At 62.5% G+C, this 22,368-nt stretch carries 21 protein-coding genes; 6 read left to right on the top strand and 15 right to left on the bottom strand.

All coding sequences use genetic code 11. From position 1 onward, the window contains the following. Positions 1-22: 22 nt before the first annotated feature. On the top strand, positions 23-3,187 hold the full coding sequence (putA, locus tag SMD31_RS16075; RefSeq protein ID WP_320501933.1) for a bifunctional proline dehydrogenase/L-glutamate gamma-semialdehyde dehydrogenase PutA: 3,165 nt from the start codon (positions 23-25) through the stop codon (positions 3,185-3,187). Between the two features lie 104 nt (positions 3,188-3,291). Here the strand turns inward: putA and SMD31_RS16070 are convergent, their stop codons facing one another. From SMD31_RS16070 to SMD31_RS16045, 6 genes are all read right to left on the bottom strand, one after another. After that, complete coding sequence (locus SMD31_RS16070) at positions 3,292-5,388, bottom strand: ABC transporter ATP-binding protein (RefSeq protein WP_320501932.1); 2,097 nt, start codon at positions 5,386-5,388, stop codon at positions 3,292-3,294. Positions 5,389-5,406: 18 nt separating this feature from the next. Then, complete coding sequence (locus SMD31_RS16065; RefSeq protein ID WP_320501931.1) at positions 5,407-6,258, bottom strand: ABC transporter permease; 852 nt, start codon at positions 6,256-6,258, stop codon at positions 5,407-5,409. Positions 6,259-6,287: 29 nt separating this feature from the next. Beyond that, on the bottom strand, positions 6,288-7,229 hold the full coding sequence (locus SMD31_RS16060; RefSeq protein WP_320501930.1) for an ABC transporter permease: 942 nt from the start codon (positions 7,227-7,229) through the stop codon (positions 6,288-6,290). A gap of 180 nt (positions 7,230-7,409) precedes the next feature. Then, a complete protein-coding gene (locus SMD31_RS16055) occupies positions 7,410-8,351 on the bottom strand; it encodes an ornithine cyclodeaminase family protein (protein ID WP_320501929.1) in 942 nt (313 codons plus the stop codon). A 36-nt stretch (positions 8,352-8,387) separates the two neighbouring features. Next, positions 8,388-8,882 carry a DinB family protein gene (locus SMD31_RS16050; protein WP_320501928.1) on the bottom strand — a complete coding sequence of 165 codons (495 nt, stop codon included), beginning with the start codon at positions 8,880-8,882 and terminating at the stop codon, positions 8,388-8,390. Positions 8,883-8,888: 6 nt separating this feature from the next. Further along, positions 8,889-9,626 (bottom strand): hypothetical protein, encoded by a 738-nt coding sequence (locus SMD31_RS16045; protein WP_320501927.1) that lies wholly within the window; start codon positions 9,624-9,626, stop codon positions 8,889-8,891. 153 nt (positions 9,627-9,779) lie between these two features. Here SMD31_RS16045 and SMD31_RS16040 point away from each other — a divergent pair, with 153 nt between their 5' ends. Next, positions 9,780-10,202, top strand: coding sequence for a DUF4170 domain-containing protein (locus tag SMD31_RS16040; RefSeq protein ID WP_320501926.1), 423 nt, complete (start codon positions 9,780-9,782; stop codon positions 10,200-10,202). A 13-nt stretch (positions 10,203-10,215) separates the two neighbouring features. Further along, complete coding sequence (locus SMD31_RS16035; RefSeq protein WP_320501925.1) at positions 10,216-10,500, top strand: SemiSWEET family sugar transporter; 285 nt, start codon at positions 10,216-10,218, stop codon at positions 10,498-10,500. On the opposite strand, the gene SMD31_RS16030 is transcribed toward SMD31_RS16035, so the two are convergent. After that, entirely contained in the window at positions 10,493-11,026 is a 534-nt protein-coding gene (locus SMD31_RS16030) for a class I SAM-dependent methyltransferase (protein WP_320501924.1), read from the bottom strand. The two genes, SMD31_RS16035 and SMD31_RS16030, sit on opposite strands and share 8 nt — an antisense overlap. A 138-nt stretch (positions 11,027-11,164) precedes the next feature. On the opposite strand from SMD31_RS16030, the gene SMD31_RS16025 reads away from it, so the two are divergent. Further along, a complete protein-coding gene (locus tag SMD31_RS16025) occupies positions 11,165-11,590 on the top strand; it encodes a DUF1178 family protein (RefSeq protein ID WP_320501923.1) in 426 nt (141 codons plus the stop codon). Between the two features lie 12 nt (positions 11,591-11,602). Here the strand turns inward: SMD31_RS16025 and SMD31_RS16020 are convergent, their stop codons facing one another. From SMD31_RS16020 to SMD31_RS15995, 6 genes are all read right to left on the bottom strand, one after another. After that, on the bottom strand, positions 11,603-12,061 hold the full coding sequence (locus tag SMD31_RS16020; protein WP_320501922.1) for a YcgN family cysteine cluster protein: 459 nt from the start codon (positions 12,059-12,061) through the stop codon (positions 11,603-11,605). Beyond that, complete coding sequence (locus SMD31_RS16015) at positions 12,058-13,287, bottom strand: polyhydroxyalkanoate depolymerase (protein WP_320501921.1); 1,230 nt, start codon at positions 13,285-13,287, stop codon at positions 12,058-12,060. The genes SMD31_RS16020 and SMD31_RS16015 overlap by 4 nt, the downstream gene beginning before the upstream one ends. A 55-nt stretch (positions 13,288-13,342) precedes the next feature. Beyond that, a complete protein-coding gene (locus SMD31_RS16010; protein WP_320501920.1) occupies positions 13,343-14,437 on the bottom strand; it encodes an ABC transporter ATP-binding protein in 1,095 nt (364 codons plus the stop codon). A gap of 7 nt (positions 14,438-14,444) precedes the next feature. Further along, positions 14,445-15,257, bottom strand: coding sequence for an ABC transporter permease (locus tag SMD31_RS16005; protein ID WP_320501919.1), 813 nt, complete (start codon positions 15,255-15,257; stop codon positions 14,445-14,447). A 3-nt stretch (positions 15,258-15,260) separates the two neighbouring features. Further along, positions 15,261-16,169 (bottom strand): ABC transporter permease, encoded by a 909-nt coding sequence (locus tag SMD31_RS16000; protein WP_320501918.1) that lies wholly within the window; start codon positions 16,167-16,169, stop codon positions 15,261-15,263. Positions 16,170-16,244: 75 nt separating this feature from the next. Continuing rightward, positions 16,245-17,351, bottom strand: a complete 1,107-nt coding sequence (locus SMD31_RS15995; protein ID WP_320501917.1) for an ABC transporter substrate-binding protein — start codon at positions 17,349-17,351, stop codon at positions 16,245-16,247. Positions 17,352-17,633: 282 nt separating this feature from the next. On the opposite strand from SMD31_RS15995, the gene SMD31_RS15990 reads away from it, so the two are divergent. Then, positions 17,634-18,296 (top strand): hypothetical protein, encoded by a 663-nt coding sequence (locus tag SMD31_RS15990; protein WP_320501916.1) that lies wholly within the window; start codon positions 17,634-17,636, stop codon positions 18,294-18,296. Between the two features lie 3 nt (positions 18,297-18,299). On the opposite strand, the gene cueR is transcribed toward SMD31_RS15990, so the two are convergent. Together cueR and SMD31_RS15980 are read right to left on the bottom strand one after the other, a co-directional pair. After that, positions 18,300-18,719, bottom strand: a complete 420-nt coding sequence (gene cueR / locus SMD31_RS15985) for a Cu(I)-responsive transcriptional regulator (protein WP_320501915.1) — start codon at positions 18,717-18,719, stop codon at positions 18,300-18,302. Next, positions 18,716-20,869, bottom strand: a complete 2,154-nt coding sequence (locus SMD31_RS15980) for a heavy metal translocating P-type ATPase (protein WP_320501914.1) — start codon at positions 20,867-20,869, stop codon at positions 18,716-18,718. Before SMD31_RS15980 ends, cueR begins: the two co-directional genes overlap by 4 nt. A gap of 134 nt (positions 20,870-21,003) precedes the next feature. Here SMD31_RS15980 and SMD31_RS15975 point away from each other — a divergent pair, with 134 nt between their 5' ends. Beyond that, positions 21,004-22,362, top strand: coding sequence for a nucleotide sugar dehydrogenase (locus SMD31_RS15975; protein WP_320501913.1), 1,359 nt, complete (start codon positions 21,004-21,006; stop codon positions 22,360-22,362). Positions 22,363-22,368 lie beyond the last annotated feature (6 nt).

Raw genomic sequence — 22,368 nt, 5'->3', positions numbered from 1 at the left:
TCAAGGTTTTATCCGCTTTATCATGACGATGCTCATCGACGCTCCCGGCACTGAACCCAGCCCCTTGCGCCAGCGCCTGCGCAGCCATTACCGGGCCGATGAAAGTGCCATTGTCGAAATGCTCCTCGGCCAGGCGGATCTGCCGGCCGACATGCAGGACCGCATCGCCGCCCGCGCCCGCAAACTGGTCGAGGAAGTGCGGCGCAACCGCGTTGGCCAAGGCGGCATCGACGCTTTCATGCATGCCTATGAACTCTCCTCGAAGGAAGGCGTCGTGCTGATGTGCCTCGCCGAGGCCTTGCTGCGCATTCCGGATAGCGAGACGGCCAACCAGCTCATCCGCGACAAGCTGAAGGAAGCCGATTTCGGCCAGCATCTGGGTGAATCGGACTCCATGTTCGTCAATGCCTCGACCTGGGCCTTGATGCTGACCGGCCGCATCATGCAGCTCGACCAGAAGAGCAGCGATTTGAAGGGCGTGCTGAAGCGCCTTGTTTCCCGCAGTGGCGAGCCGGTCATCCGCCAGGCCGTGACGCAGGCGATGAAAATCCTCGGCCGTCAATTCGTCATGGGCCGCAATATCGAGGAAGCGGCCGGCCGCGCCGAGGCGGCCGAGAAGCGCGGCTATCGCTACTCCTATGACATGCTGGGTGAAGCCGCCCGCACGATGAAAGATGCCGAGCGCTATTTCGCCTCCTATCAAGACGCGATCGCCGCCATCGGCAAGGCCTCGAAGGGGAAGGGCGTCATTGCTGGTCCCGGCATCTCGATCAAGCTGTCGGCGCTGCACCCGCGCTACGAGTTCGCCCAGGAAGACCGCGTGATGAAGGAGCTTGTGCCGCAGGTGATTGCGCTGGCGCAGGCCTCGAAGAAAGCCGGCATCGGCTGCACCATCGATGCCGAGGAAGCCGAACGCCTTGATATCTCGCTCGATATCATCGATGCGGTCGCTGCCGATCCATCGCTGAAGGATTGGGACGGGCTGGGCCTCGCCATCCAGGCCTATCAGAAGCGCTGCCTGCCGCTCATCGACTGGCTGGCCGATTGCGCGCGCCGCAATCGCCGCCGCCTGATGGTGCGCCTGGTGAAGGGCGCCTATTGGGACAGCGAGGTGAAATGGAGCCAGGAGCGGGGCCTCCCCGATTACCCGGTCTTCACGCGCAAGGTCTCGACCGACGTTTCCTATCTCGCCTGCGCGCGGCGGATGCTCTCCGATGGGCAGGCCTTCTACCCGATGTTCGCGACCCACAATGCACATACGCTGGCGGCCATCATCGAGATGGCGGGCGGCGAGGCGGCGGCGCGCGAGAAGTTGGAATTCCAGCGCCTCCATGGCATGGGCGAGCCGCTCTATGACCAGGTGACGCCGGTGGAAGCGATGGGCATCCCGTGCCGCGTCTACGCCCCGGTCGGCAGCCATGAGGATCTGCTGGCCTATCTGGTGCGACGGCTGTTGGAGAACGGTGCCAATACGTCTTTCGTCAATCGCATCGTCGATGAAAAGGCACCGCTCGATGCCATCGTCGCCGATCCGATCGCCCAGGTGCGCAAGCTGAAATCGAAGCGCCATCCCGGCATCCCGCAACCGGCCGATCTCTATGGTGCTGAGCGGAAGAACTCGGCCGGTGTCGATCTGACCGACGCCGAATTGATGCAGAAGCTGGCGCAGGAGATCACGGCGGCGGCCTCAGTAGCAGCGACGTCCGGGCCGATCATCGGTGGTGTCGAGAAGGTGGGGAAAGCGGAGGATATCCGCAATCCTGCCAAGACATCCGAGGTCGTTGGCAAGGTCGTCCAGGCGAGCCAAGCCGATGTCGATGACGCCATCTCGCGCGCCAGCCGCGCCTTTGCCGATTGGTCGGCGACACCCGCTGCCACCCGCGCCGCCTGCCTCGACAAGGCGGCCGATCTCATGGAATCGCGCCGGGCCGAATTGCTGGCGCTCTGCATCCGCGAAGCCGGCAAGACCATCGGCGATGCCATCGCCGAACTGCGCGAGGCAGTCGATTTCTGCCGCTATTACGCTGCCCGCGCCCGCGCCGATTTCGGCGCCCCTCTGATGCTCCCGGGGCCCACCGGCGAGCGTAATCAGTTGATGCTGCAGGGACGTGGCGTCTTTGCCTGCATCTCGCCCTGGAACTTCCCACTGGCGATCTTCATGGGGCAGGTGAGTGCGGCGCTCGTTGCCGGCAATTGCGTCATCGCCAAGCCCGCCGAGCAGACGCCGCTCATCGCGGCGGCGGCGGTGAAGATCCTGCATCAGGCGGGCGTCCCTGGCGACGTGCTGCATCTCCTCCCCGGTGATGGCCCCAATGTCGGGGCGCCCTTGACGCGCGATCCGCGCATTGCCGGCGTTGCTTTCACGGGGTCGACCGACACGGCGCGCCTCATCAACCGCACGCTGGCGGCCAAGGACGGCCCGATCGTCCCGCTCATCGCCGAAACCGGCGGGCAGAATGCGATGATCGTCGATTCATCGGCGCTGCCTGAGCAAGTCGTGCGCGATGTCCTCATCTCATCCTTCCAGAGTGCCGGCCAGCGTTGCTCGGCCTTGCGCGTCCTGTTCGTGCAGCAGGACATTGGGCATAAGCTTGAAGAAATGCTGTCCGGTGCGATGGCAGAACTCCGCGTCGGTGATCCGTCGCGCCTCAAGACCGATATCGGCCCGGTGATCGATGCCGAGGCGAAGTCGGTGCTCGAAGCCCATGTCCAGCGCATGGATCGCGAAGGCAAGCTCATCTATCGCACCAAGCTCAACGGTGCCGCTGGTGAGGGGCATTTCTTCGCCCCCGCCGCCTATCGCATCGACGGCCTCAACCGCCTGCAGCGCGAAGTGTTCGGCCCGGTCCTGCATGTCATCCATTACGCGGCTGACAAGCTCGACGACGTTCTGAATTCGATCAATGCCACCGGCTATGGCCTGACGCTGGGCATCCACAGCCGCATCGACGGCAAGGTGAAGTACATCGCCGAGCGCCTGCGTGTCGGCAACGCTTACGTCAACCGCAACATGATCGGTGCCGTGGTCGGCGTGCAGCCCTTCGGTGGCGAAGGCCTCTCCGGCACAGGTCCCAAGGCCGGCGGCCCGCATTACCTGCACCGCTTCGCCACGGAACGGACTCTCACCATCGACACCACGGCCGCCGGCGGCAATGCCAGCCTGCTCAGCCTGGACGAAGAGGGCTGAGCAAAAGGCACCTTCTCATGTCATGCCCGCGAAAGCGGGCATCCATGGAGCGGACGGCTGGATAGATGGACCCCCGCTTTCGCGGGGGTGACAACGATCGGACTTTAAAACACCACCTGCGTGATGCTGGCCAATTCCGCCATCGGGATGTGGCAGGCGATGCGGTGGCCGCTCTCTGAGACCTGCTCGGGCGGTGGTGTGTCGTCGCAGATGCTCCCCACCTTGCGCGGGCAACGCGTGGCAAAGGGGCAACCCTTGGGCCGGTTCTGCGGGCTCGGCACATTGCCCTCAAGGATGATGCGCCGCTGCTTCACATCCGGGTCCGCAATCGGCACCGCCGACATCAGCGCTTCCGTATAGGGGTGATAAGGCGGGGCGAAGACATCGGCCACAGAGCCGTATTCCATCACCTTGCCCAGATACATCACCGCCACATGATCGGCGAGATAGCGCACGACCGACAGATCGTGGCTGATGAAGAGCAGTGTAGAGCCGCGCTTCTTCTGGATGTCGACCAGCAGATTGATGATGGCGGCCTGCACCGAGACGTCGAGCGCCGAGACCGGTTCGTCGGCCAGGATCAATTCCGGCTCGCCCGCGAGTGCCCGGGCGATGGCGACACGCTGCTTCTGGCCGCCTGAAAGCTGGCGCGATTTGCGGTTGGCGAATTCCAGCGGCAGATTGACCGTGGTCAGCAATTCGTTGACCTGGGCGCGGGCTGCCTTGCCGCTGATCTGCTTGAGCTTGGAAATCGCCCGTTCCATCACATAGCCGATGGTGTGGCTGGGATTGAGCGTGCTCTCGGGGTTCTGGAACACCATCTGAATGGAGCGCTTGGTGTCGCCATCGCGGTTTTCGACCGCCGTGTTGCCGATATCCTTGCCGGCCAGCACCACCTTGCCGCCGCTCGCCAATTCGATGCCGGTTAGCACCTTGGCCAACGTCGATTTGCCGCAGCCGGATTCGCCGACGATGGCGAGGGTCTCGGACCGCTCCGCCGCCACAGTGATGCCGTCGACGGCATGCACGTCATAGCCGGTGCCGCCGAACATGCCGATCGACTGGTGATAGGTCTTCTTGAGGCCGTCGAGCGTCAGGACGTGGCCGTTCTTCTCAGCCGCATTGCCGTTGGCAGGCGTCGCGCCGGTCCCCGGCCGCTCGTGCTTGGGCAATTCGTCCATGCGCACGCATTTCACGCGGTGCTCGCCGCTGGTGCCATAGGTACCGGTGGGAATCGGCGCAACGCTGCAGCGTTCCGGAATGGCTGCCGGGCAGCGCGGCGCGAAGATGCAGCCCTTGGGCCGGTTGAGGATCGGCGGCACCTGGCCGGGAATGGCGGAAAGTGGCCGCGTGCGCTTGTCGGCGTTGAGCGTGGGGATGCAGTTCAGCAAGCCCCGCGTATAGGGGTGTCGCGGATCGCGGAACACCTCGCCGATCGGGCCTTCCTCGACCAGCTCGCCGGCATACATGACGCCGATGCGGTCGCAGATCCGCACCACGGTACCCAGGTTGTGGCTGATGAAGACGATGGCGCTGTTATGTTTCTTCCGGAGCTGCGCCACGAGATCCAGCACGGCGGCTTCGACCGTCACGTCGAGGCCGGTCGTCGGCTCATCCATGACCAGCAGCGAGGGTTCAGCCATCAAGGCCATGGCGATGACCACGCGCTGCTGCTGCCCGCCGGACAATTGGTGGGGATAGCGCGTCATGATGTGCTCGGGGTCGGGTAGGTTGACCTCCTTCAACATCTGTACGGCGCGCTTATAAGCCTCGGCCTCGTTGACGTTGGAATGGATGAGCGGCACTTCCATCAGCTGCTTGCCGATGGTGATCACCGGATTGAGGCTGCTCATCGGGTCCTGATAGACCATCGCCATGCGGCCACCGCGGATGCTGCGCAGCTCGGCATCCGACATCTTGGTCATGTCGCGGCCTTCGAACAGGATCTCGCCACCGGTGATGCGGCCGGCACCACCCAGATATTTCATGATGGCGAAGGCCACCGTCGACTTACCGCAGCCGGATTCGCCGACGAGGCCGAGCGCCTCACCTTCGTAAAGCGTCAGGCTGATATTGGGCACGACCTTCAATTCGCCGGCTCGGACGAAATACGAGATCGAGACGTTGCGCAATTCCAGGATCGGCTTCTTGGCCTGACCTTCTTGCGGGCGGTCCAATGTGGCGGCGGCGCTGCTGCTCATCTGGCGATCCCTTATTTATCAATCGCGAATGCTGATCTCGCGCATGCCATCAGCCAGCAGGCTGAAGCCCACGACAAGCGACGTGATGGCGCCGGCAGGAAACAGCGACATGTGCGGATAGATCGACATCATCGCATAGGTGTCCTTGACCATGCCGCCCCAGTCCGGATCGGGCGGCGGCAGGCCGAGGCCGAGGAAGCCGAGAACGCCGATGGCGATCGTGGTATAGCCCATGCGCAGGCAGGCATCGACAATGAGCGGCCCGCGCGCATTGGGCAGAATCTCGACCAGCATGATGTAGAGGGCGGATTCGCCGCGCATCTTGGCGGCCGCCACATATTCACGCTCGCGCAGTTCCAGCGTCATGCCGCGCACGATGCGGGTGATCTGCGGTGCCGAGATGAAGATGACCGCCAGCACGATGTTGATGCCGCTGGGGCCGAGCTTCATGATGACGATGATGTAGAGCACGATCGCCGGGAAGGAGAGGACGATATCTGAGATGCGGTTGACCAGCTGATCGACCCAGCCGCGGTAATAGCCGGCGATGAGCCCCATGAGGCAACCGACGATATAGGCTGCCAGCACCGCGACGGGCGCCACGGCCAGCACCGTGCGCGACCCCCAGATGATGCGCGACAGGATATCCCGCCCCTGATTGTCCGTGCCCAGCCAGTTCACGGCACTGGGCGTCGGGTCGATGAGGGCGTCCATGTTGCTGGTATTGGGGTCGAACGGGGAGAGCAGCGGGGCGAAGATCGCCACCACGATCCAGAAGACCACCAGGAACACGCCGATCATGCCGATCGGCGATTCCTTCAGAAGGCGCACCCGGTTCCAGGTCAGCGCGATGATACCGTCGTTAGCCATGCCTGCCCATACCTTTCAGAGAATGGCCGTTACGAGAAGCGGATGCGTGGGTTGAGCATCATGTAACCGAGATCGCCGGCGATCTGGGTAAAGACCGAGATCATGACGGCAAAGAGCGCACCGGCCTCGACCACGGCGACGTCCTGTGCCAGGGCCGCCTCCAGCAGCATGCGGCCGAAGCCCGGATAGGCGAACACCGCCTCGACCACGACGACGCCGGTGACAAGGTAGTTGAGCTGCAGCAGGATGACCGTGAAGGGCGCGATCATGGCGTTGCGCAAGGCATGCTTCATGATCACGGTGCGGAAGCGCATGCCCTTGAGGATCGCGGTGCGGATATAGGGCCGCGTCATCACCTCGACCATCGACGCGCGCACCATGCGCACGACATAGCCAAGGTCATAGAGCACCATCACCGCAACCGGCAGGACCAATTGCTGCCAGATCGACCAGCCCGCTCCGGTATCAAGTGGCGATGTACCGGGCAGCCAGCCCAGCCAGATGACGAAGATACTGGCAAGGAAAACGCCGGAGGCAAATTCGGGTACGGATGTGGTGACGATACTCGCCACCGAGATACTTCGGTCCAGGAACGAGCCTTCTCGCATGCCGGCGCTGATGCCAAGGATGATCGAGAGCGGCACGATGATGGCGAAGGCGACACCGGCCAGCAGCAACGTGTTCTTCAGCCGGTCGCCGATGATGTTGTTGACGTCCGTCTTGTAGAGCGTGGAATAGCCGAGATTGCCGGTCAGCGTCTTGCCGAGCCACTCGCCATAACGCACCACCACGGGACGATTAAGCCCCATTTCCTCGGTCAGACGGTCAACCTGATCCTGGGTTGCGAATGGACCCAGCACCTTGCGCGCCACTTGGCCTGGGGTGAATTCGAACGCTGCGAAGACCAGCGCCGAAACCACAAGCATCGTGAAGGCAAGCAAAGCTATTCGCTTGGACAGAAATGCCAGCATTGTCCCCCTCAGCCATCCCTGGAGCCCTTTCCGGTCATTTGCCGGACCCCGGTACAAGCCGGGTGTCAGTGGCTCAACTGACTAACTAGAGCATAAAAGCACGCCCTTGCCAGCCATCATTATCGAATATCACCATAACCGATGGATGTATTGGGAATGCTCGGAAAGCGGCCAAATTTTTCAATTTGCGCCACAATCTCGTTCATAAAGGTACTGTGCGACCGCTAAATCCTCATGCCCGCCGCCGCCCGATTTGAACCAGGTGATCTCCTGGTCGTCCTGCCGGCCGGGCCGTTCCCCGCGATTGAGCTGGAACATGTCGATGAGGGCGTCTTCACTGGTCAGGCCTGCCGCCAGCGGCGCGCAGATGTCGCCCGCGACGCCCACGGTGGTCAGGCGCGCGTCTATGTAATGCCGCGGAGCCCTTCGAAAGGCTGCATCATCCGCCTCACGCATCTCGGGAAGATAGCCGCCGACGAGATCGAGATGGCAGCCAGGCTTCAGCCAGGTGCCCTCTATAAGGGGAGCTGTGGCGCGGGTGGCGGTGGAGATGATATCGGCCTGGGCCGCGGCGACGGCAAGCTCGGTGACGACCTCGACCGGCAGACCAGCCGCCCGCAAGGGGGCCAGATCGAGGGTTTCGGGGCGGCGGTTCCACCACAGCACGCGCTTGATCGGCCGCATGGCGCAGTGCGCCGCGATGAGATGAGGTGCCAAGGCACCGCCCCCGCAGACCAGCAGGGTGTGCGAATCCTTGCGGCTCAACAGATCGGATGCCATGGCGGAATTGGCGGCGGTCTTGACCAGCGTCAATGCTGCACCGTCCAGCGTCGCGATCGCAGCGCCTTTGCGGCCCTCGAACAAGGCATAAATACCTTGGACAGCCGGATGGCCCTGTTGCGGGTTGTCGGGAAACACGCTCACCAACTTGATGCCGAAATACCGATCGAAGCTCCAGGCCGGCAGCAGCAACCAATCGTTCTGGCCCTGCGGCCGCGTCGGCTGGCTAAGCAGCATCCGGTCGATGAGATCGACGCCGCGCTTGTTCATGTCTTTGAGCGCGGAAACGAGCCCCGGATAATCCGAGAGGCCGTGGATACGTTCAGCGTCGAGATGCAGCATGGAGAGCCCCGGAATGCTGGCGGTCGATCGGGCAGATCACGCAGCGTCCTTCATGCCGAGCAGCCATTGAATGCCGGCCAAATGCTGCTGATCATGGCTGCACAGGAAATGGACGAGGCCACGGACGGTGACCGGCCCATATCCCTCGAAAGTCCCGCGCCGCGCAAGGTCCGGTGGCGTCAGCCGGTCCAGGATGACCATGGTGCGCTCGCGCGCGGCCTCGAAGGCGTCGAGTGCCGTCGCCAAATCAGTCCGGTCATACTGCCGTGCCTCGACCAATGCATAGCCATCGATCGATTCCAGGACCGGGTTGTTCTCGTTGAGCAGGCGCTGGAAGCGCTGTGTGTAGCCGTCCGCCTCGATGTCGCGCATGTGGCAGATCTGCTGGCGGATGGTGAGGCTTTCGCTGGGGATGCCCTCCCACGAGGCTGGCTGCCAATCGAGCGCTGGCGCTGGAATGCCGGACAGCAAATCGCGCAAGGCGCTGGGAAAGCTGCGCAGGGTGTTGAGATTGTGCGGCAGCAGATCCATGGCGCCCTAGCCGATAAAGGGCGACTGCGCCGGCAGTTCGCCGCCTGCTTCTTTGACGGCCTTGGCGTAGGCGCGGGGATTTTTATATGGCCCCGTCTTCACGATGTCGCGTTCGGTCGCCGGGCGCACCTCATGGGTGCGCGGCATGATCTTGATGAAACCGCCATCGCGGGCGATGAGAACGATCGGTTGATTGTTGCGGGTGGCAACGCGGCGGTGGTTGGCGGAATGGTCCTTCATCGCCTGCAATTCGCCGGTGTCGCGCTCGAACACGTATTCATAGGCGGCGATGAATTCCTTGATGAAGTCCCGCTCCACCACCTGCATGTTCGACATCAGCCAGCAGCGGTCGGCGAAGATCCAATAGGTGCCGAGGCCCAGCAGTTCACCCTTGCGGTCGAAATAGGGATAAAAGGGGAAGGCACGGCAGGCCAATGTCCGGTTGTCCCGCTCGCAAAAGCGCGCGCCCTTGCATTCGACGGCGACGCAATCCTTGTGCAGGCCAGAGACGATGTTGCGCGCCGTGGCGTCATGCGGCTTGAAACGAGTCCACAGGTCGGTGCGGCTTTTGAGCAGCGCGAATTCCGGCTTGTCGACCACCGGGATGGCGTGGGTAGTGTCGCAGCAGACCGGCTGTCCGTTGTTGAGGGGCGCACAGAAGCGGCCGCAGTCGAAGCGCGATACATTCGCCTGAAAGCGATCATAAATCGCCTTGAAATCCGTCGGTCGCATATTCTGGGTCATGCCGTCATTGCCTCAAATGCGAATCGCGCCGTGTGCGCTTTGGCTGATTTATGCTTTGCCGCCGACTCGAAATCCAGTTAAGAATGAGCCAGTTAGCAAGGTTTCGAGCGGCCGCCTATCGGATTGGCCGCAAGCGAGGAAAGCGCATCCATTATGACGCGTTTCTGGGTGATCGGTGGCGATTATGCCGACACGAATTTCGACCGTATCCAGGGTGGTGGCAAGGAAGAGCGCATCGGCCCTTTCACCACCTATGAGGAAGCCAAGGCCGCGTGGCAGAAGCGGGCCTGGGAAACCGTCGACCACGCCAATGCCCGCTACCGGATCGAGGAAGAGGGCGGCGAGATCTGCTACTGGGTCGTGGGCGGCCCCTATTGCGATACCACGTTTACTGAGCCAGCACCCGGTGGCGGCGAGCAGTGGTTCGGTCCCTTCGATACCTTCGACGATGCCAAGACGGCTTGGTCGCGTCATGCCTGGTCGACGGTCGACGATGCCATGTGCCGCTACCGCATCGAGAAGCTGGTGAAGGGCCAACATCCCGGCGGCCAACAGTCCAAAGCCGGCAAGAGCTGACAAGCATCAGATCATGGCCAATCCGGGTGAATTCTGGGTCGAAGCGATCGGCATCGTTGCCGCCTGCCTCACGACATTGAGCTTCCTGCCGCAGGCGCTGCGCATTTGGCGCTTGGGCTCGGCGCGGGACGTTTCTCTCACCATGTATCTGATGATGTTCGCCGGCCAGATCATGTGGCTGACCTATGGCGTGGTGATCGGTTCGGCCTCGCTCATCTTCTCGAACGTCAGCGCGTTGGTGCTGGTCGGTTCCGTGCTGCTCCTGAAGCTGCGCGACACGGCCGTCGGCGTCAGATAGGCGCGCGGGCGGCCAGACGCTGGATCACGGCCGGCCGCGGCTGGCTCGCTTCCCCGTTGAAATAGCCCAGTACCGTCAGTCCGCTCGTTTCCGCAAAGGCCAGCAATTCGCCGGGCCGCAGCAGGAAGGCCGGGTTGCTCGGACTGCCGAAGCGTTCATTGCCCAGGGCGAAGGTTTCATAGATCAGCAAACCGCCCGGCTCCAGCGCAGCGGCAAGCTGCGGCAGCAGCGGCCGATGCAGATAGTTTGTCACCACGATTCCGGCAAATGTCTGTCCCGCGAAGGGCCAGGGTGTCCCGTCCTCCAGATCCGCCGACCGAATTTCGACACCCCGTGGCAGGTTCCGCGCCTGCAACGCCGTGACATCGCGGTCGACGGCGACGACCGGATGCCCGCGGGCACTCAGGTAATGGGTATGTCTTCCGCCACCGGCCGCAAGATCGAGGATGGTGCCGCCGAGGACCAGGGCGGGCGCCCATTGGGCGACCCAAGGCGCGGGTGGGGAATTCAGGGTTGTGTCTGTCACATCACACGCATTTGTCAAAGACATGCCATGAAAGGTCCGGGGTGCTGGCATTTTTGCGCCTCGTCCCTATATTCTTAACCTATCTCAGCGATCCTGGAAGGGTCGTAACTGGCGCGGGATTTGCGAGCTTTTCAGATCATGATCGTCTTTCAACTCAATTGTGGCACGGGCCACACCTTCGATATCTGGTTCCGGGATGGCACGACAGCCGACCGGCAGCTGGCGCGCAAGCTGGTCGAATGCCCGGAATGCGGTGACCGCAAAGTCACGAAGGCCCTGATGGCGCCCCGTATTTCCGCCAAGGGCGACAAGAAAATCCCGGCGCAGAACATGGCGGTTCTCGCTAAGACCATGCGCGACCAGCTCACCGAGGTGCGTCGCCAGGTCGAGGCCAATTGCGACTATGTCGGCGACAAATTTGCCGAGGAAGCGCGCAAGATCCATTACGGCGAATCCGATGCCCGAGGGATATTTGGTGAAGCCAGCGAAGAGCAGCACAAGGAATTGTCGGAAGAGGGCATCGAGGTCGCCCGTATTCCGTGGCTGCCCAGGGATGACGCCTAAGATCGGCGCCCCTCAATCCGCCGCACTAATCCAATCGACGATATGATCTTCCGGCTCGCCGGCATTGGTTTCCGAAATCGCCTTGCGGCGCACGGATATCCCGGCTTGGTGGACCGTGCGCGGGTCGCCTGAAACCAGCGGATGCCACCAGGCGAGATCCTCGCCGCGCTGCACCAGCTTGTAGGCGCAGGTTTCCGGCAGCCAATCGATGCGCCCGATATTGCGCGGACCCAGCTGAACGCAGTCCGGCACGATGCTCTTGCGGTTCTTATAGTCCTTGCACTGGCAGCTCCTGAGGTCGAGCTGCTTGCAGGCGATGTTGGTGAAGAGCACCTGGTTGGTGTCGGCGTCGCGGAGCTTCACGAGGCAGCATTTGCCGCAGCCGTCGCACAGACTCTCCCATTGTGCCGGCGTCATCTTGGAGAATGGCGTCGTCTTCCAGAAAGGCTCCTTTGTCGGAGCCTTTTTCACGCCACCTTGTTCCCTCGGATGAAGGCGCCGACCGCCGGGCTGATGCGTTCGCGCCAGGACCGGCCGCTGAAGAGGCCGTAATGCCCGACCTTGGGCTCGGTCACCTCGAGGCGCAGCTTGTCCGGAATGCTGGAGCAGAGGATCTGTGCCGCATGGCATTGGCCGACACCCGTGATGTCGTCGCGGCCACCTTCGACCGTCATCAGGCCGACATTGCGGATGGCCTTCGGGTTTACCAGCTGCCCGCGATGCTTGAGGCGGCCCTTCATCAGCGCATGTTCCTGGAACACGATGCTGACGGTATCGAGGTAGAACTGCGCGTCGAGATCCATGACGGCAAGATATTCCTCATAGAAGCGCCGATGCGCACGGGCGAACTGGTCGTCACCCTTGGCATGGGCCCAGAGGAAATCGATATGTGCCTTCAAATGCCGGTCTGGGTTCAGCGACATGAACCCGGTAAGCTGCAACAGGCCCGGATAGACGCGGCGGCCATTGCCGGGATGCATCGGCGGCACGTTATGGATCGCGGCCGTCTCGAAACTCGACAGCGGATGCGATTGGGCAAGACGCGTCACCTCCGTGGTGCCGACACGGGTATCGACCGGACCGCCCATGATGATGAGGTTCTTCGGCGTCAGCGGATCCTTGGCTTCGGCCATCATCGAGACGGCGACAATCGAGGCCGGCGCCGGCTGGCAGATCGCCAGCACATTCACATCCGGGCCGATATGCCGGATGCAGCGCTGCAGCACATCCACATAGTCTTCGAATCCGAACCGCCCGTCGCTCAATGGTACTTCGCGCGCATCCTGCCAGTCGGTGACATAGACGTCGTGGCTGGTGAGCAGGCTTTCGATCGTGTCGCGCACCAATGTGGCGAAATGGCCGGAAAGAGGCGCCACCAGCAGGATCTTGGGATCCTTGCGCGGCTTGGCAAGAACGCGTTCGAACTGCACCAGGCGGCAGAAGGGCTCGCCGTGAATGAGCTTCTCGCGTACCGGCACCGCTTCGCCATCGACCGTCACCGTGGTGATGCCGAATTCCGGCCGCCCATGGCGCCGGGTCGCGCGCCCGATGATCTCGCAGGCCGCGGCACCCGCGCGCAGCAGCGTGGTCTCGGAAAGCGGGTTGTGGGGATGTGCCAGCAGATCGCGCCAAGTATCGGCGGCAAGCCGGAACGGTGTCAGGGCCAGATATTGGGCCTCGATGGCATGATAAAGCATGTTAAGTCTTTACGCTGCGGTGCGGCATTAGGCAACCCTAACCCGGGATGATGTCTTAATTCTTAAGAAGCACGCCAGCTTCAACCGGCCAAGTTAACCATAATTTCGCGTCCTTGGCGTAAATATCCGGACTCGTCGCCGACCGTCGGTTTTGCAGTGAAACCGAAATCGGAGCGGCACCTTCCCGCCAATCTGCCAGCAACAGGCTGCGGTCGCCCAGATAAGAACCGGCCAGGGCCCGCCCTGAAACGACATTATCGGACCCCTGTGGCGGCGTCGCCACAGCATCGATCTTTTCGGGGCGGACCGCGACAATCGCCGCCTGGCCGGGGGCCAAGCCATTTGTTGCCGGTACGCGCACATGCTGGCCGGGGGCGATCTCGATCGCGGCGACGCCGCCGCTGATGCTGGCGATGCGGCCTTCGAAGAAGTTCATGTTGCCGATGAAGCCCGCGACCTCGCGGCAGTTCGGATGCTCGTAAAGGGATGCGGCTGTGTCGATCTGCAGAACCTTGCCGCGCGCCATGACGGCGATGCGGTCGGAGAGCGACAGCGCTTCTTCCTGGTCATGCGTCACGAAAATGAAAGTGATGCCGAGAGATTTCTGCAACTGCCGCAATTCGATCTGCATCTCCTCGCGCAGCTTCTTGTCGAGCGCACCCAAGGGTTCGTCGAGCAGCAGCACCTTTGGCTCGCAGACGATCGCGCGTGCCAGGGCCACGCGCTGCCGTTGACCGCCCGACAGCTGGTTGGCGCGGCGATTGCCGAGGCCGGTGAGGCGCACCATCCCCAGCGCCTGGCCCACTTTCTTGGCGATGCTGGCCTTGTCGAGCCCGCGATTGACCAGGCCATAGGCGATGTTCTCGGCGATATCGAGATGCGGAAAGATCGCATAGGACTGGAACACCATGTTGGTCGGGCGCTGGTTGGGCGGCCGGATGCCCATGGCCTCTCCGTCGATGAGGATGTCGCCCTCGGTCTGCCGCTCGAAACCGCCAATCATGCGCAGCAACGTTGTCTTGCCGCAGCCCGATGGCCCCAGCAGCGAGAAGAACTCGCCCGGCGCGATGTCGAAGGTCGCCGCGTCGACCGCCGCAAAGGTGCCGAACCTCTTGCTGACCGATTTCAGGGAAATCATGGGCGCTGCCATAGGAACCTCAGATCACGGATGAGTCGCTGCCGGAAACACCGCGGCGGCGCAGCCATTCGGCAAACACCACAAGCACGATCGAAACCATCAGAATGAGTGAGCCCAGCGCCAGTACGTCGGGAATTTTCGACGGGAAGCGCAGGCTGCTGAAAATGAAAATGGGCAAGGTCGATTCACTGCCGGCGAGGAAGAAGGCCAGCAGGTATTCATCAAAAGACGTAATGAAGCAAAGCAGCAGGCTGGAGACGATGCCCGGCATCACCAGCGGCAAGGTCACGCGCCGGAAGCTTCGCCACGCCGAATCGCCAAGGTCGCGTGACGCCTCCTCAAGGCTGCGGTCGAAACCTTCCATGCGGGCGATGAGCACCAGCATCGAGAGCGGCACCGTGATCAGCACATGCGACAGACCCACCGTCCACAGCGACAGATCGAGATCGAGCGCCCGACGCAAAATGACCAGCGTCGAAACACCGATGACCATGTATGGGATGACGAGCGGCAGCATGATCAGTGCATAGATCGAACGCCGGAATGGGATGTGGTAGCGCGTCATGGCACGGGCCGCCAGCAGGCCGAAAAAGGTACTGACGACCGAGACGCCGACACCGACCTTGACGCTGGCCCAAAGGGCTGCCTGCAGCGAGGAATTGGCCATCAGGTTCTGATACCATTTCAAGGTGAAGCCCTTGAACGGCAAGGTCACATAGATGTTGTCGTTGAACGAGAACAGCGGCAGCAGCAGCACCGGCACATAGAGAAAGGCCAGGTACAGCACCGCGAAGAGCGACAGCAGGTTGAAATGCTTGCGGATCATTTCCATGGGCTAGATGTTCGTTGCTTTGAGGCGCTTGCGCCCGATAAGCCCTAAGAACGCGCAGACCGCCAAGGTGATCGCCAGCATCATCAGGCAAGAAAGTGCCGCGCCTAGTGGGGCGTTGTTGGCCTTGCCGAACTGGGTGACGATCGAATTGCCGATCATGATGCCGGACGTGCCACCGACCAGCGTCGGCGTGATGTAATCACCGACCGTCGGAATAAAGACGAGCAAAGTGGCCGAAATCGTCCCCGGCAGCGACAGCGGGAAGGTGATGCGCCAGAAGCGTTTCCACTTCGAATCGCCCAGATCCTGAGCCGCTTCGAGATAAGAGCGGTCGATCTTTTCGAGGCTCACATAGATCGGCAGCACAGCATAAGCGGCCCAGGCATGCGCCAGTGTGATGGTGACGGCGGTGGGGTTATAGAGCAGGAACTCCAGCGGCTTCTCGATGAGGCCCACGGATTTGAGGCCTGAATTGATGACGCCGTTGAAGCCAAGAATGACCTTCCAGGCAAAGATGCGCAGCAGATAGCTGGTCCAGAACGGCACGGTCAGCAGGATGATCCAGATCAGTTTGGATTTCTCGATGCGGAAGGCCATGAAATAGGCCATCGGATAAGCGAGCAGCACCACGGCGGTGGTCGCGATCAGCGACATCCACAGCGATTTGACAATGAGGATGCGATAGAGCGCACCTTCCGGCGTGAAGAGGATTCTGTAGTTGTCGAGATTCCAGTTCGCGTTGATGTCGAAACCGGTCTGTGTCCAGAAGCTGACGATGACGATGCCCGCCAGCGGCACCACCATCAGGCCGACGACGATGAGCAGGGTGGGCAGGATCAGCCACAAACCATCCAGCCATTCCGGCCGGATTGATTTGTGTTCCGAGGTGAGTGACGAGCTTTGCACGGTCATGATCAGGGAGCCGGTCAGGCGAGGGGACCGGCGGCCATGGCCACCAATCCCCTCGGCCACGACACCATCGCTACATCAAGCGCCGGCCTTCACTTCTTCAAAGATCTTCTGAACTCGTTCGACTTCCATCGTCGGCTGCTGGAAGATGCCCTTGGCGAAGAATTCCGAGGGGTCCTTCGGCAGGCCGCGCTCAGCCAGAATCTTGTCATCGACCAGTTCGAAGGTCTTGGCGTTGGAATGGCCGTAACCTTGCGCCTCAATCAGCCATTTGCCGGCTTCCGGCGCGATCATGGCATCGATCAGGTCATAGGCTTTGTCGATGTGCGGCGCATCCTTGGTCAGCACCAGGCCGCAGCAATAGCTCATGATGCCTTCCTTGGGGTTGGCGAACTTGATGTTGACGCCTTGGCCCGACAGCGTGACGACCGAGCTGTTCCAGCCCGTCGCGGCAACGAGTTCGCCGGAGGCAAGGGCCTGTTCGACGGCCGAATTGCTGTCCCAATAAAAGCGCATCAGCGGCTTCTGCTTGACCAGCAATTCCTTGGCCTTGGCCAATTCATCGTCGGTCAGATTGAACGGGTCCTTGGCCCCGACCACGATACCGGCAATGGCCACGGCTTCGGTGGCGTCGGCCGACATGGAGAGCTGGCCCGTATATCGCTCGTCCCACAGCATGGTCCAGGATTCTTCCTTCACATCGAAGAGATCCGGTCGATAGAGGATCGAGGTATTGCCCCAGTCGACAGGAATGAAGAACTGCTCGCCCTTGTCACCCTGCGCGTAGGGCAGCTTGGTTAGGCCGGGGAAGAGGTTGGCGAAATTGCTGAGGCGGCTGGTGTCAATCGGCTGCAGCACGTCGGCATCCCGCCAGCGTTTGAGGTCGAGGTTGCAAGGATGCACGATGTCGACCTTGAAGCCGCTCCTGACCTTCGTCAGCGCTTCCTCGACATCGCCGAAAACCGGGCCTTCCGGCTCGGCATTGTGCTTGGCGGTATAGCCAGGGTGGAAGCCTGGGTCGTTATAGCCTTCCCAGGTAAAATAGATGACTTCGCCATCGGCCGCGTTGGCGCGGCCGACCGGCAGCATGGTCATGGTCAGGCCCGCGGCGGTCAGCATCTGCAAAATGTCGCGACGCGACATGCGGCCGGATTTCATCGCTTTCAGAAAATCTTGGGTCTCCATCACGCAATCCCTCCTGTCCCGGTTCATTTTTGGTGCCGGTCTTTTGCCGGCATCTTATTATTCCTGTGTACAGCTGATCTTGCCACCCGCTTTCCCGCGCCGCAACCGTGCTTCTTTGCCTGTACGACCGGTCAGATTTCGCGCAAAGGAGGTGTGGTAGCGCGCGAGCAAAGCTGAAAATATGACCGAGCAGGCTTCGGGGTGACCGCAGTCACTTGGGCGGCCGGTTGGCACGACCCAAATGGGGTCGGTCGGGGGCAGGCTTAATCAGAGGCAGTGATCATGACGACCCAATGGGTCAGGCGACGACGAACGGCTGTTGCGGTCCTTCTGGCCCTGCTGGCAAGCGGCGGCGTGGCCGTGGCGCAGGACCGCACGGTGGCTATCGTCGAGGATACCAGCGGGCATGTCGTCGGCGTCGAGCCGCTCGATTTGCTGCGCGCGGGCCGCGAGATCGTGCTCAACGCCGATTCCGGCCTCATCGTCTCCTATCTCAATTCCTGCCAGCGCGAGAATATCCGCGGCGGCAAGGTCGTGATCGGCGAGGTCCAGTCCGATGTGAAGGGTGGCGAGGTCTCCCGCCGGCGCGTCCCCTGCGACGCAGCGGCCCTCAATCTCACGCCGGAGCAGGCCAATCAGAGCGCCACGCTGGTGTTCCGCGATCCGCTCAAGGAGAAGGGCATCGATTTCCTATTGAAAACCCGGCAGCCGATTGTCATTGCGCCGGACGTTACGGAAGTGACGCTGGAGCAGCTCGAAACGACGCATTCAAGTCGCACGATCAAGGTGACGAAAGGTGTGGCCGATCTGACCGCGGATCGGGGCCTGCTCGACCAGGGCGGGCTTTACCGGCTGACCGCGGGTGCGAAGATCATCACCTTCCGTGTCGGCAAGGAAGCGACCGACAACCCGATGCCGATCCTGCAGCGGGCGATCCGCATCTGACCGTCAATGGCATGGGGTGCCGTCACCCTTTGCCAACCCGTCGAGGATCGGGCAATCGGGCCGGTCGTCGCCATGGCAGTTATGGGCGAGGTGCTTCAGGGCCGCCGCCATCTCCTGCATTTCCTTGATCTTGGCTTCCAGGCTCTCGACATGGGTGAGGGCCAGCTTCTTCACCTGCCCGCTGGAACGCTGGCGGTTACGCCAAAGGGCCAGCAGTTCGCGGATCGTCTCCAGCGGAAAACCCAGCGACCGGGCACGGTGAATGAAGCGCAGATTGTGCACGTCCTGGGCGCCATAAAGCCGGTAATTACCGTTGCTGCGCTGGGCCTCCGGCAGCAGGCCGATGCTTTCATAATGACGGATCATCTTGGCCGACACGCCGCTCGCCTTCGCGGCAGCGCCGATGTTGAGGTTCTCGCTCATCGAAATCTCCAGCGATTGAGAGTGAGGGCATTGGTGATGACCGCGACCGATGACAGCGCCATGGCGCCACCGGCGATGATCGGGCTGAGATAGCCGAAGGCCGCCAGGGGAATGCCCAGCAGATTGAAGATGAAGGCCCAGGCGAGGTTCTCCTTGATCTTGCGCGTGGTCGCACGCGCCAGGGCGATCGCCTGCGGGACCAGGGCCGGATCGCCGCGCATCAGCGCAATGCCCGCCGTTTCGATGGCGACGTCTGTGCCGGTTGCCATGGCGAGGCCAAGATCGGCGGCGGCGAGGGCTGGCGCATCGTTGACGCCGTCACCCACCATCGCGACCTTGGCGCCGTCCCGCTGCAGATCGCCGACCGCATGGGTCTTGTCGTCCGGCAGCAATTCGGCGCGCACGTCATCAAGGCCGAGCGCCGCGGCGATCTTGGCGGCAGCACCCCTGTTGTCGCCGGTCAGCATCAGCGAGCGCACACCCAGATCATGCAGCATGGCAATCGCCGCCTTGGCGCTCGCCTTCACCTGGTCGGCAAAGGCAAAAACCGCAATGAGGCGCCGCGCCGGGGCTGTTTCCGCAAGATAGGAAACGCTGGCACCCTCCGCCGCGAATTGCGCTGCGGCCTCTGCCAGCGCCGCTATGTCGACACCAGCTTCGCGCAGCATCTTGGCCGTGCCGAGGATGTATTGACGGCCGTCGATTTCTGCCGCAACCCCGCGTCCGGCAATGACATGGGCCCCGCGCGCCGCCGGGATGGGGCGGTCGCCGGAAGCTGTCCGCAAGGCATCGGCCAGGGCGTGGGTGCTGCCGGCCTGCAAGGCCGTCGCCAGCAGCAGTGCCGATGTTTCGTCGTTCGCGCCGGTCGTTTTGATGCCAGCAACACGCGGCTTGCCTTCGGTGAGCGTACCTGTCTTGTCGAAGGCCACCAGCGTGATGTCGCCGGCCGTTTCAAGGGCGGCGGCGTCACGGATCAGGATGCCGTGCCTGGCGCCGGCCCCGACGCCGACCATGATGGCGGCGGGTGTCGCAAGGCCCAGCGCGCAGGGGCAGGCGATGACCAGCACAGCGACCGCATTGATCAGCGCCGTCTCGATGCCGGCACCCGCCAGCAGCCAGCCAGCCACCGTGATCGCGGCGATCACCAGCACCACGGGGACGAAGATGGCGGAGACGCGGTCAGCGAGGCGCTGGATCGGCGCCTTGGCACCTTGCGCCGCCGTCACCATGCGGATGATGCGTGCCAGTGTCGTTTCGGCGCCGACGGCTGCCACGGCAATCTCCAGGGCGCCCATGCCATTGACCGCGCCGCCGATGACCCGGTCGCCGACAGCGACGGCCCGTGGCCGGCTTTCACCGGTGATGAGGGATTCGTCGATCTCGCTTTCGCCGCTGATAATCCTGCCATCGGCCGGGATCCGCTCGCCCGCCCGCACCAACGCGATATCGCCGATCGTCACCTGCTGCAGCGGGATATCGATCTCCTTATCCGCACGCCGCACGCGCGCTTGCGCCGGCCACAGGGCATTAAGGGCGGTCAAAGCCGACAGGGTCCGTTTCTTGGCGCGCTTCTCCAGCCATTTCCCCAGCCGCACCAGCACGATGATGACGGCGGCGGATTCGAAATAGAGATGGTGCAGATTGCCCTGCGCCATCATGAAGAGGCTGAGGCCGAAGGCGGCGCTGGTGCCGATCGAAACCAGCAGATCCATATTGCCGCTGAACCCGCGCAAGGCCCGCCAGGCGCCGAGATAGAAGGGCAGGCCGAGGCCGAACTGCACTGGCAGGGCCAGGGTCAACTGCACCCAGGGATCCAGCATCCACATGCCGCCGGTGACAAGCTCCACCAGCATCGGCAGCAGCAGCGGCAGGGTCAGGGCGGCACCGCCCAGGATCAGCCAACCTTCATGATCGACTGTCACCGCCGCCTTGTCGTCGCGAATGCCATAGCCGGCCTTCTCGACAGCCTGCTGGATGGCGGCCCTGGTGACCGCATCGCTGCCGGCCACCACCGCCTCCTCGCTCGCCAGGTTGACATCGGCCGTGGCAACGCCGGGCAGGCGCCGCAGCACCTTTTCGATCCGGCTGGCGCAGGCGGCACAGGTCATGCCGCTGACTTTCAAGCGATATTCGGTGGCGCTGGCGGTCATGTCGCTACTCCTTGGGGCTTCGCGCCTCCCCCATATGGTCCTTCCAATCATGGGAAGGTCAAGCGACGATACAAATTGTAGCGGGGTGGGGCGATTTGCTAGGGTGCCGCAACCGCGTAAGGCACAGCTAAACCATGACAGAACAGAGAAAATCCGGCCTCAATCCAGCCGCCAGGACCCTTCTGCGCCGGATCGACGCACGCAGAGCCAAAATCGGCATCATCGGCCTGGGCTATGTCGGCCTCCCCTTGGCCTGCCTCTTTGCCGAAAAAGGCTTTGCCGTCACCGGCTTCGATGTCGATGTCATGAAGACCGACAAGCTCAATATGGGGCGCTCCTACATCCGGCACATTCCGGGCAAGCGCATCGCCCCGCTGGTGAAAGCGGGCGGCTTGCGGGCCAGTGCCGATTTCCGCGGCCTCAAGGCCATGGATTGCATCATCATCTGCGTCCCCACCCCGCTCTCGAAGCAGCGCGAGCCTGATCTTTCGTTTGTCGCCAACACCGCCACGGAGATCGGCAAGCATTTGAAGGCCGGTCAATTGGTGGTCCTTGAATCCAGCACCTATCCGGGCACCACGGACGAAGTCGTGCGCCCGGCGCTGGAGACAAAGAAGCTCAAAAGCGGGCGTGATTTCTTCCTCGCCTATTCGCCGGAACGCGAAGATCCCGGCAACGAGACTTATGGCACCGCAGCCATACCCAAAGTCGTCGGCGGCGACGGTCCGGCAGCCCTCGAACTTGCCTTGGCACTCTATGATGCGGCAGTGGTGAAGACCGTGCCGGCCTCGAGCCCCGCGACGGCGGAAGCCGTCAAGCTCACCGAGAACATCTTCCGCTCAGTGAACATTGCGCTGGTGAATGAGCTCAAGGTCATCTTCGACGCCATGGGCATCGACGTCTGGGAAGTGATCGACGCGGCCAAAACCAAACCCTTCGGCTTCATGCCCTTCTATCCAGGCCCCGGCCTCGGCGGGCATTGCATCCCGATCGATCCCTTCTATCTCACCTGGAAGGCGCGGGAATTCGGCATCACCACCCGCTTCATCGAACTCGCCGGCGAGATCAATACCCTGATGCCGCGCTATGTGGTCGATCGGTTGGTCGGTGCCCTGAGCGAACGTGCCGGAAAGGCCTTGAAAGGCGCCCGCATCCTGGTGATCGGCTTGGCTTACAAGAAGAATGTCGACGACATGCGCGAAAGCCCGGCGCTGACATTGATCGAGATGCTGGAAGCGCAGGGGGCGAAGGTCGATTATCACGACCCCATCATCGCGGCCATCAAGCCCTCGCGCGAGCATCCGCATCTTGCCGGCCGCCGCTCGATTGCCTTGTCTGACACCAACCTCAAACGCGCCGACGTCGTCCTCATCGTCACCGATCACGACGCCATCGATTTCAAGCGCGTCGGCAAGGCCGCAAAACTCATCGTCGATACCCGCAACACCATGGCGCGCGCCGGCTGGCGTGGCCGCAATGTCATCAAGGCCTGAGATAGT

The organism is Dongia rigui, assembly GCF_034044635.1.
GTDB lineage: Bacteria > Pseudomonadota > Alphaproteobacteria > Dongiales > Dongiaceae > Dongia > Dongia rigui.
Note: the sequence above shows the minus strand (reverse complement) of the source record. Positions and strands in the feature narration are given on the sequence as shown.

Coding starts and splice junctions, on each gene's coding strand:
- SMD31_RS16060 (WP_320501930.1), bottom strand. CDS start 7,229: ATGCTGGCATTTCTGTCCAAGCGAATAGCTTTGCTTGCCTTCACGATG.
- SMD31_RS15975 (WP_320501913.1), top strand. CDS start 21,004: ATGACAGAACAGAGAAAATCCGGCCTCAATCCAGCCGCCAGGACCCTT.
- SMD31_RS16000 (WP_320501918.1), bottom strand. CDS start 16,169: ATGACCGTGCAAAGCTCGTCACTCACCTCGGAACACAAATCAATCCGG.
- SMD31_RS15995 (WP_320501917.1), bottom strand. CDS start 17,351: ATGGAGACCCAAGATTTTCTGAAAGCGATGAAATCCGGCCGCATGTCG.
- SMD31_RS16055 (WP_320501929.1), bottom strand. CDS start 8,351: ATGCTGCATCTCGACGCTGAACGTATCCACGGCCTCTCGGATTATCCG.
- SMD31_RS16065 (WP_320501931.1), bottom strand. CDS start 6,258: ATGGCTAACGACGGTATCATCGCGCTGACCTGGAACCGGGTGCGCCTT.
- SMD31_RS16040 (WP_320501926.1), top strand. CDS start 9,780: ATGACGCGTTTCTGGGTGATCGGTGGCGATTATGCCGACACGAATTTC.
- SMD31_RS16015 (WP_320501921.1), bottom strand. CDS start 13,287: ATGCTTTATCATGCCATCGAGGCCCAATATCTGGCCCTGACACCGTTC.
- SMD31_RS15980 (WP_320501914.1), bottom strand. CDS start 20,869: ATGACCGCCAGCGCCACCGAATATCGCTTGAAAGTCAGCGGCATGACC.
- SMD31_RS16070 (WP_320501932.1), bottom strand. CDS start 5,388: ATGAGCAGCAGCGCCGCCGCCACATTGGACCGCCCGCAAGAAGGTCAG.
- SMD31_RS16050 (WP_320501928.1), bottom strand. CDS start 8,882: ATGGATCTGCTGCCGCACAATCTCAACACCCTGCGCAGCTTTCCCAGC.
- putA (WP_320501933.1), top strand. CDS start 23: ATGACGATGCTCATCGACGCTCCCGGCACTGAACCCAGCCCCTTGCGC.
- SMD31_RS16025 (WP_320501923.1), top strand. CDS start 11,165: ATGATCGTCTTTCAACTCAATTGTGGCACGGGCCACACCTTCGATATC.
- SMD31_RS16045 (WP_320501927.1), bottom strand. CDS start 9,626: ATGACCCAGAATATGCGACCGACGGATTTCAAGGCGATTTATGATCGC.
- SMD31_RS16005 (WP_320501919.1), bottom strand. CDS start 15,257: ATGGAAATGATCCGCAAGCATTTCAACCTGCTGTCGCTCTTCGCGGTG.
- SMD31_RS16010 (WP_320501920.1), bottom strand. CDS start 14,437: ATGGCAGCGCCCATGATTTCCCTGAAATCGGTCAGCAAGAGGTTCGGC.
- SMD31_RS15990 (WP_320501916.1), top strand. CDS start 17,634: ATGACGACCCAATGGGTCAGGCGACGACGAACGGCTGTTGCGGTCCTT.
- cueR (WP_320501915.1), bottom strand. CDS start 18,719: ATGAGCGAGAACCTCAACATCGGCGCTGCCGCGAAGGCGAGCGGCGTG.
- SMD31_RS16035 (WP_320501925.1), top strand. CDS start 10,216: ATGGCCAATCCGGGTGAATTCTGGGTCGAAGCGATCGGCATCGTTGCC.